At 41.0% G+C, this 13681-nt stretch carries 10 protein-coding genes; 2 read left to right on the top strand and 8 right to left on the bottom strand.

All coding sequences use genetic code 11. The features are described from left to right. Nucleotides 1–10: 10 nt before the first annotated feature. The 4 genes from T546_RS22660 to T546_RS0102525 all read right to left on the bottom strand — a co-directional run bounded on the left by T546_RS22660 (nt 11) and on the right by T546_RS0102525 (nt 5781). On the bottom strand, nt 11–1924 hold the full coding sequence (locus T546_RS22660; RefSeq protein ID WP_084326098.1) for a beta-glucoside-specific PTS transporter subunit IIABC: 1914 nt from the start codon (nt 1922–1924) through the stop codon (nt 11–13). Nucleotides 1925–2271: 347 nt separating this feature from the next. Continuing rightward, on the bottom strand, nt 2272–3870 hold the full coding sequence (locus T546_RS0102535) for an ABC transporter substrate-binding protein (RefSeq protein WP_026890266.1): 1599 nt from the start codon (nt 3868–3870) through the stop codon (nt 2272–2274). A 44-nt stretch (nt 3871–3914) separates the two neighbouring features. Then, the gene (locus T546_RS0102530) at nt 3915–4814 is read right to left on the bottom strand and encodes a carbohydrate ABC transporter permease (RefSeq protein WP_026890265.1); all 900 of its coding nucleotides are present in this window, start codon (nt 4812–4814) and stop codon (nt 3915–3917) included. 13 nt (nt 4815–4827) lie between these two features. Then, a complete protein-coding gene (locus T546_RS0102525; RefSeq protein ID WP_026890264.1) occupies nt 4828–5781 on the bottom strand; it encodes an ABC transporter permease in 954 nt (317 codons plus the stop codon). A 210-nt stretch (nt 5782–5991) separates the two neighbouring features. On the opposite strand from T546_RS0102525, the gene T546_RS0102520 reads away from it, so the two are divergent. Further along, a complete protein-coding gene (locus tag T546_RS0102520; RefSeq protein WP_026890263.1) occupies nt 5992–6927 on the top strand; it encodes a helix-turn-helix transcriptional regulator in 936 nt (311 codons plus the stop codon). 77 nt (nt 6928–7004) lie between these two features. On the opposite strand, the gene T546_RS0102515 is transcribed toward T546_RS0102520, so the two are convergent. Continuing rightward, entirely contained in the window at nt 7005–7895 is an 891-nt protein-coding gene (locus tag T546_RS0102515; protein ID WP_026890262.1) for an AraC family transcriptional regulator, read from the bottom strand. A 301-nt stretch (nt 7896–8196) separates the two neighbouring features. Here T546_RS0102515 and T546_RS0102510 point away from each other — a divergent pair, with 301 nt between their 5' ends. Next, nucleotides 8197–9072 carry an AraC family transcriptional regulator gene (locus tag T546_RS0102510; RefSeq protein ID WP_026890261.1) on the top strand — a complete coding sequence of 292 codons (876 nt, stop codon included), beginning with the start codon at nt 8197–8199 and terminating at the stop codon, nt 9070–9072. 169 nt (nt 9073–9241) lie between these two features. On the opposite strand, the gene T546_RS25850 is transcribed toward T546_RS0102510, so the two are convergent. From T546_RS25850 to T546_RS0102490, 3 genes are all read right to left on the bottom strand, one after another. After that, nucleotides 9242–9694, bottom strand: coding sequence for an acetylglutamate kinase (locus T546_RS25850; RefSeq protein ID WP_242842178.1), 453 nt, complete (start codon nt 9692–9694; stop codon nt 9242–9244). Nucleotides 9695–10131: 437 nt separating this feature from the next. Continuing rightward, on the bottom strand, nt 10132–12783 hold the full coding sequence (locus T546_RS0102500; RefSeq protein ID WP_026890259.1) for a cation-translocating P-type ATPase: 2652 nt from the start codon (nt 12781–12783) through the stop codon (nt 10132–10134). Nucleotides 12784–13077: 294 nt separating this feature from the next. Beyond that, a complete protein-coding gene (locus tag T546_RS0102490) occupies nt 13078–13545 on the bottom strand; it encodes a DUF2798 domain-containing protein (protein ID WP_026890258.1) in 468 nt (155 codons plus the stop codon). Between the last annotated feature and the right edge of the window lie 136 nt (nt 13546–13681).

The raw sequence follows: 13681 nt of genomic DNA, 5'->3' as shown, positions 1-13681 counted from the left end.
TAAAACTCCTTTACTGATTTTTTTTGATGGCAATGACGGACTTCTGAAGATCAGCCCCTTTTCCAGTCATTCCGGAAACCTGCTGAAATACAGGAGTATTGCTTACGATAATCGGAACAATGGTATCATAGCCTTCCTTTTTCAAGGCATCAATATCAAAAGAGAGAATCTTAGTTCCTTTTTTAATATGGCTGCCTTCTTCTACAAACTTTTCAAAATGCTTTCCTTCTAACTGAACGGTATTAATTCCAACATGGATAATCATCTCTACCCCATTATCCAGCATAAGGCCAAGTGCATGTAGGGTTGGATAGATTAAGGTCACGGTACAATCCTCCGGAGCTACTACCTCTCCTTTTTCCGGGATAATAGCAATTCCATTTCCTAAAGCCATAGAAGAAAATACTTCATCGTTTACTTTTGTCATGGAAACAGCTTCACCTTCAATGGGTGAATATATGAATAAATCAGCTTCTGATGGATCTAATTCGTTATTCTTTGTTTCTACCTCGGTCTTTGACTCTGTGGTCTGGGCCACTGCTGTTGCTTCTGTTTTCTTTTTCTTATCTCCCATTTCATCAAAGCCAAACAGGTAAGTAAGTATCATAGCGCCAAAGAAGGAAACGCCTACACCGACCAGATAATATACAAATGGTTTCATACCAAATGCCGCATACGTTGCAAAGGTAAGAATTCCGTTGTTTGCAAAGGAATCACCATATACACCGCCAACGCCCATGATAGCTCCGCCAATGGCACCGCAAATGATGGCATAAATCATCGGTCTTTTTAATCGAAGGTTACATCCATAAATAGCAGGTTCTGTAATACCGCAAACGGAAGCGGATATTGCTGCTGATGCTGCTACTGTCTTTAAATCTTTATTCCTGGTCTTTAACATAACACCCAGGGCTGCTCCACCCTGTGAAAAGTTGGCTGCGCCTGCGAAAGCCAGAAGATTCTGGTGACCGAACTGAGCCACATCGTTAATACCAATTGGAAGAAGTGCTCTATGAGCTCCAAATATAACAAACACACACCACATACCGCCGATAAAGGCACCGCATATGGCCGGGCTTAAATTCATCATACCAGTGTAAACAAAGGTGATTGCATTACCGATGTAGATACCAATGGGACCAAATACCATAAAAGTTGCCGGAAGCATCACAAGAAGTGACAGACCAGGAACCAGAATGATTTTTAAGACTTCTGGAATTACTTTTTCTAAAAATTTCTGCACATAGGAAAGAATGAAAACTCCAATGATAATCGGAATGACAGAGGAAGCATAGCTTGCTTTGGTGATGGTAACACCAAACATGCTCACTACATCTTTTCCAGTCATCAACGCTACGACTGACGGGTAACACATGGTACCGCCAAGAGCCATGGCAATAAATTCATTTGCTTTAAATACCTTGGCACTGGTATAAGCTAAAATAACAGGCATGAAATAGAACAAGGCATCTGTACCAGCCATAATCAGCGTGTATGTCTGATTTACCGTAATATCCACACCTTGTTTCGCTGCCAGAATCTTTGCTATGGTAAGGAATCCCTTTAAAAGACCAGAGGCTGCAATCGCAGGAACCATAGGGGTAAACATAGCAGAAACTGCAATCAGAATGCGGTTCCAGATGGATACCTTCTCTTCGCTGATTTCTGTTGTTTCATCTATGGATAACATAGGAACCATGGCATCATAGACCTGGTTTACTTTGGTCCCCAACACTACCTGGAACTGTCCTCCGCTCTCTACAACAGAGATGACACCTTCCAGATGTTCGATGGTTTCTTTATTTGCTCTTTTTGAATCTTTTAATTGAAATCGTAATCTTGTAAAACAATGGGTCAGTCCTTTTACGTTACCAGAACCGCCAACATTCGTTAAGATATCTTTGGCTATTTGATTATAATTCATATACAAAACCCCTTTCAAGTATTTTCTTATCTCCTCATCCGGCCGGAATGACAAAATAAAAAGACCCAATTAAACGAACTCTTCATAAGACAAAATACCCCATCCGTCTTATAACCATTCGTCTAATCCGATCTTGCCTGCATTACCAGTAACACGTCTTCATATTCATTTATTTAGTTGTTCTCAACTTAACCATAATATATCACTATTTTTAAAATCGCGCAATATCCTTTTTAGTTTTTCTGCATTTAATACAATCTTTCTATGTATTTTTTGTCGAATATAAACAAAACAGACCGTGGAATGATTAAATGTGCTCCCACAGTCTGTTTTATTAATCAGCCTTTTTATTTACCAGTTTCTTTTTTATATTCATCCATATCCTTTTGAAACTCTGATTTTACTTTGTCATATCCCGCATCCTTGATCTTCCTTCTCATTTCATCAATGGCTTCCCTTGGATTGTCATATTTTCCATAAGCAAGCTGAGGGAGATATTCTGACAATACATTGGCAATGGCCGCCTGTTCTGCTTCCACCTCATGTTTATTCAGAATGAGATTCTCAAATTCATAGGTGTAGGCGATTTTATTCAGATTCTCTATCATTTCCTTCGTACCGCTCCAATTAAAGCTGTTTTCCAGCTCCAGATCATCGTTTCGTCCGCACCAGAAATTGGAATCCAGTTTATCCGTACTCTGATCCCAGCCTTCCGGGTAAGCCAGCTTATGATCTGCCGTAATGATATAATCCGTTCCCTCTATTCCGTAATTGATATACCGGTAACAGGTTTCATCATTGCGAAGAAGATCGTACACCATGAGCGCTCTCTCCGGGTGTTTGGAATTGGCACTGATGGCTGCTGCTCCGTGAGTTTTTAAGGGTTTTGCTATATTTTGATTCTCCTGGCCCCAGGGATACATCTTTGCATCAGACCCTGGCTGCTTTTTATCCATATTGGGCTTTATCTGCGAGTAATAAGTCTGACTGTGATGCTGATCACTTCCACTGGTTCCTGCATACATCTCTTCTCGGGAATCCCCGTCAAAATTAAGGACATCCTCTCTCCAGACGCCGATGCTATTCCATTGTTTCATTAACTCAGCCGCTTCATAAATAACATTGGACTCCATATAGGGAGAATAAATGGTGTATGGATCAGAAGCACTGGTATACCAGAATTCATAGTTTCCTGCATTGCAGCCTATGATGACACGGCTGTCGGTATTAGACTGTATAAATCCTCCCAGCGCACCTCCGGAGTTATTTTTCCCGGCTACATCCCAGGGGATGACACCTTCTTTGTTTTCCTTAACATACTTGAAATAGGTAGTCAGATCATCAAATTTTTGAACTGTCCCCTCCGAAAGGCCTGCTTCTTTGGCCCAGTCTCCCCGGTAGAACATCCCATGATTGGTATATTGAGTGTAGTGGTCTTCGGGAATAAAATAAATCTCCCCCTTATATTTGCAAATATCCCAGTTACCGGAGGCATCCACCTGATTCCAGGTCTTAGGTGCATAGGTCTTTAACATTTCTTCTGATAAGGGAAGAAACGCACCTTTCTCCACATTTTCCCAGCCATACAGCCAGTCGGTAGCTGTGGTGATGATATCCATGGAGCTGTCTCCGCTAAGGAGCTGAACGTTATATTGGGTCTGCCAGTCTGCCCATTCCACATAGGTAAGCTTTAATTCTGCATTGACCTTTTCTGTGAGGACCTGATTTAATTCCTTAAGCATTGCCTCACACCTGCCGTTGCTTGGCTTATCACCCAGCACCAGCATGTTGATGACCTCGTGACTGGAAGTATCCACACTTCCATCCTCCTTTTTCGGCGATGTGTTTTTTGAGACGCCCTCCCCCCGGCAGCCTGCAAGGCCCACGGCCATAACAGCAGACAGTATGACCGCTGCTGCAGACGCTGTAAAACCATGTTTTCTCATGACACTCCTCCATTTCATACTTTTATTAAGAAAGAAACTCCTTCTCACCCCTTCACTGCCCCAATGGCAATACCTGATATAAAATACCGTTGGACAAACGGATACATAAATATTATTGGACCTGTGGCTATTACGGCAGTTGCCATTTTCAGTGTATTGGAGGGCAACGCTGTTATGGAAACATTGGCCCCGGCAACGGAAGACTTTAATGCATTTGCCATATTGATGACATTATACAGATAATACTGGAGGGGCTTATATGTAACAGAGGACCCCAGATATAAGGACGATAAATACCATTCATTCCAATAGCCAAGAGCCAGAAACAGGCCTACCGTAGCAAGTGCAGGCTTAAGCATGGGGAAAATCAGGGTGGTAAAGATAGTAAAATCTCCAGCACCATCTATTTTCCCGGATTCGGTGATTTCATAAGGCACAGATTTTGCGAAATTTTTCATAAGTATGATAAGCCAGGGAGTCATAAGAAGCTGCAGGAACACAGAAAAGTAGCTTCCTTTTAAATTCAGATATCTGGAGACCCAGATATAGGTGGGGGCCATTCCAGCGGAGAATAAAGTGGTAAAATAAATAAAAAAAGAAAGTATATTACGAAACGGGAAATCCTGCCTCTGCAGAGCATATCCGGTCATGGCAATGAGGAACAGGCCAAGGAGGGTCCCGCAGACGGTCATCAAAATAGTAACGCCATAGGAACCGAGTATCATTTTGGGATACCGGAATACCCATTGGTATGCCGTCATTGTAAGTCCTCTGGGAAGAAGACCAAATTCCTGCCTGCTGATTACGCTTTCCGTGCTTAAAGATGCCGAGAGAATCAAGATAAAGGGAAGCAGGCATACCATTGTAAATAAGGCCACAACAGTATAGGAAATTCCTTTAATAAAAAGGTTTGTTTTACATTCTTTTATTTTCTGTTTCTTCATCTCTTACCCCCTTTTAAAACAGAGCATAGTCCGGATCGATTTTCTTTACGACCCAGTTGCTGATCATGACCAGGGCAAATCCAAACAGTGACTGGTACAGACCCACGGCTGAGGATGTGGAGAAATTGTTCTGTGACATCATCATCCGGTATACTGCTGTTTCAATGATATCGGTGGTAGGAAACAGCTGAGAATTTGCTCCCACCAGGTTCCAGAAAAGACCAAAGTTTCCCTTCATAATTCCACCCAGTGAAAATAGAAGCAAAATAATAAACGTAGGTTTCAGGCTTGGCAAAATGATGTAGCAGATTTTCTGCCAGCTGTTAGCCCCATCCACTTGGGCGGCTTCTACAATCCCGGACTCAATTCCGCAAATAGCCGCAAAATAAACCACAGAACCATATCCAGTCTGCTGCCACATCTGACAGAAAACTACAATAAAGGGCCATATCCCTGCCATGCTGTAGATCTTGACCGGATTTCCACCTGTCTCCCGGATGAGTGTATTAAGGGCACCTGTATCGTAATTTAAGATGTTAAACATGATTGCCCCAATAAGAACGACTGAGATAAAATATGGCAGAAACATAATTGTCTGAGATACTTTTCTAAACCATCTGCTGTTGATTTCATTGAGCATAATAGCCAGGGTAATCTGAAGTACATTACCAAGTAATATGAAAACAAGATTGTAAAGGATGGTGTTTCTGGTGAGCAGGCTTAACTGGCCTGACTTTATAAGGAATTCAAAGTTTTTAAAGCCAACAAACGGGCTGCCGAAGATGCCGTCCCTGAAATTGTAATTGGTAAACGCTATGTACACACCTGGAAGAGGACAATAATTAAATACGATAAAAAAAGCCACTGCCGGAAGACACATGAGGAGCAAAGTCCGGTTATTCCTCACCTTTTTACGAAAACTCCCTATCGCCTGATGGGTCGATACCGCTTTACGTTTCGAATCCATTCACATCCTCCTTTTTAATACTGGTTGCAAAATGAACTGTTTTTACGTTACAGCCCTTTCTCATGAAACCGTCTTACTCCCATGTATATTCAGGAGCGGCCTGTGAAATGCGTTTGTCCACTGCTTTTCATGAGTGATGGTTTGTTGTATAATAAAAAAGGTTTCAAATTATGACACTATTTAACATTCAACAGGGAAATGGAAGAATTAATGAATAAAGCAGAACGTTTAAACGATATGATTATGTTTTTAAAAGACAAAAGCGCCTTTCGTCTAAAGGACATTATGGAGCGTTTTGAAATATCCAGAAGCACGGCACTCAGAGACGTACAGTCTTTAGAGCGAATGGGACTGCCTATTTACTCCAGGCAAGGAAGAAACGGCCATTATGGAATTCTAAAAAACAGGATGCTCTCTCCTATCTTATTTACTATGGATGAGGTGTTCGCTTTATATTTTTCCATGCTTACCTTAGAAGCCTATGAAAGTACTCCCTTTCATTTAAGCGTGGACCAGCTAAAGAGAAAATTTGAAGCATGTATCTCCGCTGATAATATATCGTTGCTGCATCGAATGGAACAGGTCTTCCGTTTAGGCTCAATCAGACATTTTAATCATTGCTATTATTTAAAGGATATTCTGCAATATGCGATAGAAGAAAAAGTATGTGAAGTAGGATATAGAATGAATGATTCCGTACGAAATTATGTGGTACAGTTTTTTGATATCACCTCTGCTTACGGGCAGTGGTATGCCACAGGATACAACTTTAAGACCAATGAGCCTAAAGTATTTCGATGCGACAAAGTGATAGAAGTGAAAGAAAATTCAGTATATCATCCTAAGCCCTTAAGTGAATTTAAAAGAAAGGCAGTTGATTTATATAAAAAACCAGGTGCAACTGAGTTTAAGGTGACCGTTACAAATAAGGGGGCGGATTTATTTTACAAGGAGCATTATCCTTCCATGGAATTGTTTATGGAAAATGGGCAATATGTGATCCGCGGATTTTATAATCCCGGTGAAGAGTCCTTTATTGCTCATTACTTCTCAGCTTATGGAGAAAACGTGGAATCCATAAAGCCGGATTCACTGAAAACCCTGATAATAGAACGGTTGGAGGCTTTGATCAGACACTTGCATTAACTGCTTTATCTCAAAAAACCGTGAATCTTAAAAACGCCGGCATAAAGATAGCTTTATGCCGACGAACCAATACCTTATTATTTTTTCTTCACAGGAATCCATAGCTCGCAAAAAAGTTCTGGTTCCTGCTGATCGTAGTAAATTTCAAAATCCGTATCATCCGTATGGATATAACCGGACTGAGGCAGAAACTCTTTAAAGAACCGGCTCCAGGTCTCGCTGATACAATTACCACTGTCTCCATAACATTTAAATACCACGTATTCCGTGGGTTCTACCTCCCAGAACTGAAATCCCTGGTCTTTTAAGGCCATCTCATCATCAATTACAGTATCACTGTCAACCACCACTCCGATGCCATAATCAAAGGTTGCTTCCTGCTCTCTGGTAGGACTGCAAAGGCCATAGATATCCTTTTTACCCTTAGACCGCATGCCAGTCAGCTGGTTTATTATGCCCTTTTTGCGGCATTCTCCCCAAAACAGTGGAATATCATGATTGCTCTCATCATTGATTATTTCATTTGGAAACTCCTTCACCTTTGCAATAAATGTTCTCTTTCCCACTTCTTCTACTCTGTAATCCATGGTTCTACCACCTTCCAATATTATTTTAATGGCTAGGGCCTGAAACAGGGAAAGCTGAGTACCTTTTACTTTAGCAAGCTTTGGAGAAACTCCGTGAAACCTGGAAAATGCTTTGGAAAAACTCTCCGGGGTTTCATAGCCATATTTATAGGCGGCATCAATAATCTTTATATCCGTCAGCTGCAGCTCCTGTCCAGCCAGAGATAACCTGCGATTGCGAATATACTCGTTTGCTGTGATTCCGGCCATCAGGCTGAATGTTCTGTGAAAATTGTAACAAGACATATGTACCTGTCTGGCTACATCCTCATAATTGATGCTTTCCAATAAATGTTCTTCCATATAGTCAATTGCTGTTTGTAAAAGTGTTACCCATTCCATGTTTACTGCCCTCCTTGTATGGATTATTATAGATGTTTTCGTTCTCACTTTCCTGTTGTGGTTTGCTTACTTCTGTCCGCTTTGAAGAGATACAGATTCTGTCACTCATGTATTTCTCATTATACAAAGTAGATAGATACTGGTCAATCAATCAAAAAGCTTCATTTAATTACTATGTCTGTAACCTCATAAAACCTTGGTCTTAAAACCACTTATATGATAAACTGAAATCAAATTAGCAAGAATCGTCGAGAAGTTTTCTTTTGCTGCTGTTATGATTATAACTGTTAGGAGGGAAAAAATGGAGGAACAGATTTTAGCCGTCAGCCGAATGCAGGATTATATTGAACGCCACTTGCAGGATAACATTACACTTGCCGATTTGGCAAATGCATCACACTTTTCGCCTTGGCATTCACACAGATTGTTTTCCCAGTATATCAACTTGACACCTGCTGAATATATTCGTCGGCTTCGACTGTCTAAGTCAGCGCTTAAGCTAAGAGATGAGTCATGTAAGATTATTGATGTCGCCCTGGAGCTTGGCTTTGGCAGTACGGATGGGTATCAGCGCGCATTTTTTCGGGAATTTGGCTGCAATCCCAGAGAATATGCAAAATCCCCAATCCCCCTATACCTTTTCACTCCATACAAGGTTAGTGATCAAATAGTTCGAAAGGAGATTAAAATGGAACGTACAAAAACAGTATTTCTTCAATTGGTTGAAAAACCTGCCAGAAAAGTTATCATCAAGCGAGGAGTAACAGCAAGGGAATATTTTACCTATTGCGAGGAAGTAGGCTGTGACGTCTGGGGACTGCTCACCAGCATCAAGTCTATTAGCAATGAGCCGGTTTGCCTTTGGCTTCCAAATGCCTACAGGAAACAAGACACCTCCGAATATGTTCAGGGTGTTGAGGTGCCAGTAGACTATGACGGAATGATTCCCGATGGATTTGATACGATTTTACTGCCAGGAGCAAAATATCTGATGTTTAGGGGTGAGCCTTTTGATGAAAATGATTTTTGCGAAGCGATTAAGGAAATTCAAGAATCCATGAATCAATATGATCCGTCCTTTATTGGATATGTATGGGACGATGAAAATCCCCGTATTCAATTAGAACCACTGGGGGCAAGAGGATATATTGAGCTAAGGGCTGTAAAAGATAAATAATGACGCCATAAATGGCACGAGCCTGTCCGTTTGTTATAAAATGCTTAGGCTGAGTTCTTTCTAATTAGACTCAGCCTATATCCCATCTATTAAAAGCTTCTGTTCTGGTGTAAATTATGATTTATGCTATTACAAGAATATCATTTGGCTGCTTCCTTGCATAGAACCCTTAAAAATTCCCGGAAAATTGATTCACAATTCCATCTGTCATCATATCTGCCATTTCCAACGCCTGAGTTTCAATTTGATCATAAGTAGTAATGCTTTCCTCATATTTCCCAGTCAGCAGCTCAACAGCTTCATCTTTTGTCATTGCAAGATGATCAAAAAGCATCGTTTTCCAAGCTTCCTGTGACCAGTAAGGATTAATACTTGCTAGAAAAGCTGCTATTTCTTCTGCATTTGTATACCATTTCTTTTCTGCTTCCTCTGCTGCCTTACTATCACCAGCTTTTGCAGCCTTTACAAGATCCGCAGCAATTACAAGATGGCTGGTAAATAGCTGTTCAAACCTGGAAGCCGCCATTTCTCCATAGAGAGGCTTAAGCAGTGCTTCAAAATCCTTAGGATTCTGAAGCAAACGTTTGGTAACCAGATCTACGTCTGGTAAACCAAATACCATACTTAAGATGACCAACCGAGTCCATGTAATGTGCTGCTCCCACAGCATTCTGATATGATTACTTAAATCTACTTGAGCTTTGCTTATATCATCATGATCCTGGGGGATACAAGGCGGTAAATCCAGAGTATTTGGCTGTAAACATATGACTTGCCCGATATAAAGCTTGCTTGGATCTATTCCTGGATTAGCTGCTAAGATTTCATCCGTACTGGTATTAAACTTTAGAGCAATTAAAAATAAGGAGTCTCCTGGACAGACTTGATAACAAACTGAGCCCTTGGGACATTGTAACATAACAATCACGACCTAAAGATATACTTATTACTATAATAATGACAATGAAAATAAATCATACCTGAAAACACCATTAATAAAAGTTTTTTTCTATGAAATAGAGCCGGCATTCAGCCAGCTCTAACTTTATTAACTCTGATTTACTTTGAAAATGTCCGCTGCATCAGTTTTGTAATTTCTACAAGAATCAAAGGCAGCAGGGAGAATCCCAGGGTTATCAGCCACTGATGGAAAGAAAGCGTTGTCAGACTGAAAAAGCTTCTCAATTGAGGAATCATCATAATCAGTGCAATGATCACACCAGAGGCTGCCATCGTACCAAACAGAGCTTTATTATGATGGTTTCCCGGGGTAAAAATGGAATCAATGTTGGAACGCTGGTTTAAAGCGTGAAACATCTGGGAAATGGCCAGAACAAGAAATGTCATAGTCATTCCTACGGTATGGCCCTGAGCCGTTAGACCATATCGGTATGCCCAAACCGTGGCAATGGTAATAAAAATACCGTGGAGAACAACGCGGATCACCAATCCCGATTCAAATAAGGTTCCTGACTTCACCGGTTTGTGCTTCATAATATTTTTGCTGGCAGGATCAATTCCCAATGCAATGGCCGGAAGAGAATCCGTTACCAGGTTAATCAGCAATATGTGTACTGCAAGAATCGGCGCATCCCAGTTAAGTAAGGTCGCAATAAAGAGAGTCAATATTTCTGCAATGTTTCCTGCCAGAAGGAACTGAATCACCTTTTGAATGTTTCTGTATATACGACGTCCTTCCCGGATTGCATATTCAATGGTAGTGAAGTTATCATCAAGAAGCAGCATATCGGCGGCTTCCTTCGCTACATCCGTTCCGCTTTTTCCCATGGCAACACCAATGTCTGCAGCTTTTAAAGCAGGGGCATCATTTACCCCGTCGCCAGTCATGGCTGCAATTTCACCAGTACGCTGAAGGGATTCTATGATACGAAGCTTGTCGCTTGGGGTCACACGGGCGAAAACGGTTGTTGTTCCAATTGATTTATCAAGCTCTTCATCAGACATCTTATGGAGCTCATCACCGGATACAACGGTATTTCCTTCGCAGAAGATTTTTAACTGCTGGGCAATTGCTACCGCAGTCACCTTATGATCTCCTGTAATCATGATGGTGCGGATTCCTGCAGCCTTACAGGTCTCCACTGCCTGAATTACCTCCTTACGAGGTGGGTCAATCATACCGACCGCTCCAAGAAAGGTAAGATCACATTCCAGATCAGCCTCATCATCTTCCGGTATTTCTGAAACAACGCGCTTTGCAAATCCTAAGACACGAAGTGCATCTGATGACATGGTCAAGCATAATTCCCGGATCTCTTTACGGTCTTTCTCTGTAATGGATCGTATTCCATTTGATGTCAATATATAGTTACAAAGAGGAAGCATTTCATCCACAGCACCTTTTGTAAAGGCAGTAAAACCGTCTTTCATTTGGTGAACTGTGGTCATTCGCTTACGATCAGAGTCAAAAGGCTGTTCAAATAAGCGGGGGTGTTCCTCTTCTAATTCATTCTGATTAAGTCCAAAAGCATCACCCAGAAAAATCAAGGCTCCCTCTGTTGGATCACCAAGAATATCTCCTGGCCGGTCTGGGTCAAGGCTTGCATTGTTACAAAGCAAAGCCGCGTGAACCAACTCCAGATAAATCTCCTGTCTTTCCGATGCTCTTTCTACTTCCGTGGTATGACCGGATTCAAAATCTCCATTCATAGCCACCTTAGTAACTGTCATTTTGTTTTGAGTTAATGTACCCGTTTTGTCACAGCAGATGACCGTAGCTCCACCTAATGTTTCTACCGCTGGTAATTTACGTACCAGTGCATTTTTCTGAGCCATTCGCTGTACGCCAAGTGCCATTACAATCGTGGCAGTGGCTGGTAAACCTTCTGGAATTACTGAGATAGCCAGGGATATGGCGGTCATTAACAATGGAATCCAGGGTCTGCCGTACAGGGAACCAATTACAAAAATCACAATACAGACAAGAAGTCCGAAGATACTTAGAATCTTACCTACGGAATTTAACTTCCGTTTTAAAGGGGTATCGTATTCATCCTGCTGATCCAAAAGACCTGCGATCTGACCTACTTCTGTTCGCATTCCGGTTTCCACTACAATACCGGTTCCATTTCCGTACATGACTACAGATGAACTATAAGCCATGTTGCTTCGATCTCCCAGTGGAGATTCCTCTGAAAACAGAGCTGTATCTTCTTTGTCCACAGGAACAGATTCTCCGGTTAAGGACGCCTCCTGGATTTTTAAATTGTTGGTATTGATTAATCGGATATCCGCCGGAACGATACTGCCATCCTCTAAATAGATAATGTCTCCGACCACCAGTTCCTTTGCAGGAATCTGGCTTTCTTCCCCTTCACGCAGTACACGGGCAAAAGGTGCTCCCATGTTCTTTAAGGCTTCCAGGGCATTGGCTGCTTTTCGTTCCTGAATAATACTTACAGTTGCATTTAATGCTACAATTACTAAAATTACAATCGCTTCTGTCCATTCATGAAGCAGGACAGATAGTCCCGCAGCTCCAATCAAAATTAAGATCATGACATCGGTAAGCTGCTCTTTCAGCATAATCAAAATGCTTTTCTTACTTTTCTGACGCAGTTCGTTAAACCCGTCTCTTTGTAGTCTTAGTGCCGCCTCGGCATCGCTTAGGCCATCCTCTGATGTTTCAAGCATTGCTTGCACATCTTCTGCTGATTTTGCGTGCCAAGGCTTAGGTAAGTGGTCATCCATTAATGTAAATCTCCTTTATAAAATTTATTAAAAGTCAGAATAGCACAAAAAGGCATGCCTTGCCATGTAACACGCAAAGCACACCTTTGTATTATTCTGAAACCTTTTCTATTTAAATACGGTCGAGTACAGTTATTGTTGTTGCTACTGTCACTGTCATCCATTGAGTGAATTGTCTCCTTAAAATATTTACGAAACATTATATCCAATGAATTATATTTTGTCAATAACCAATTTTGACCTGACAATCCTTTGGACTGCCAGGTTAACTATATTACATTATTTTATCACTGCTTACTTATTCTCTCTTTTAAAAACAGTACCAAATATCATACGTACCAAAGGCCCTACAAAGAAAATCTGGGAAAAAAGAGCCATAGGAAAATTAAAAACTACGGTATTGATCCACACAGCTACGATCTCTGTTCCAGGGTTTTTAAATAGAATTACAGCAATCAGACTCATGATAGGACACATAACACATACCGTCATGGTCGATATGAGTAATATCATAATGATTGGCTGCTCCATAACCGGTGTAATGATTCGTTTCACTAACTTCATGGTTAATCTTTCACCAATCAGTAATTCAATCAAAATGGCAACCGGCCACATAATGATCATCTCGTGAAGACCCAGTAAAAAAATCTGATTCTTCATGCTTCCCATTTCTAAAGCAATGTTATAACAGATCATAACATACACCATAAAAAAGGTCATTAACAGAGTAAAAATAATGGTTTGAAATTTGTTTCTTGGCATTTGATGCTCCTCCTGGTAGTAAATTTAAGTAAAGTATCTGTGTTGTTCATGCCAGGCAGCAACGTTTCCAATAAGACCAAATTCTTTTACTCTAAAACTCAAGTAGTATACTATATTTCCAGGTAACAATCAAGTA

Source organism: [Clostridium] aerotolerans DSM 5434 (genome assembly GCF_000687555.1).
GTDB classification, from domain to species: Bacteria; Bacillota; Clostridia; order Lachnospirales; family Lachnospiraceae; genus Lacrimispora; species Lacrimispora aerotolerans.
The sequence above is the reverse complement of the archived record's forward strand: the minus strand, read 5'-3'. Positions and strand labels throughout refer to the sequence as shown.

Coding starts and splice junctions, on each gene's coding strand:
- T546_RS0102525 (WP_026890264.1), bottom strand. CDS start 5,781: ATGGATTCGAAACGTAAAGCGGTATCGACCCATCAGGCGATAGGGAGT.
- T546_RS22660 (WP_084326098.1), bottom strand. CDS start 1,924: ATGAATTATAATCAAATAGCCAAAGATATCTTAACGAATGTTGGCGGT.
- T546_RS0102500 (WP_026890259.1), bottom strand. CDS start 12,783: ATGGATGACCACTTACCTAAGCCTTGGCACGCAAAATCAGCAGAAGAT.
- T546_RS0102535 (WP_026890266.1), bottom strand. CDS start 3,870: ATGAGAAAACATGGTTTTACAGCGTCTGCAGCAGCGGTCATACTGTCT.
- T546_RS0102490 (WP_026890258.1), bottom strand. CDS start 13,545: ATGCCAAGAAACAAATTTCAAACCATTATTTTTACTCTGTTAATGACC.
- T546_RS0102515 (WP_026890262.1), bottom strand. CDS start 7,895: ATGGAATGGGTAACACTTTTACAAACAGCAATTGACTATATGGAAGAA.
- T546_RS0102530 (WP_026890265.1), bottom strand. CDS start 4,814: ATGAAGAAACAGAAAATAAAAGAATGTAAAACAAACCTTTTTATTAAA.
- T546_RS0102510 (WP_026890261.1), top strand. CDS start 8,197: ATGGAGGAACAGATTTTAGCCGTCAGCCGAATGCAGGATTATATTGAA.
- T546_RS25850 (WP_242842178.1), bottom strand. CDS start 9,694: ATGGTATTTGGTTTACCAGACGTAGATCTGGTTACCAAACGTTTGCTT.
- T546_RS0102520 (WP_026890263.1), top strand. CDS start 5,992: ATGAATAAAGCAGAACGTTTAAACGATATGATTATGTTTTTAAAAGAC.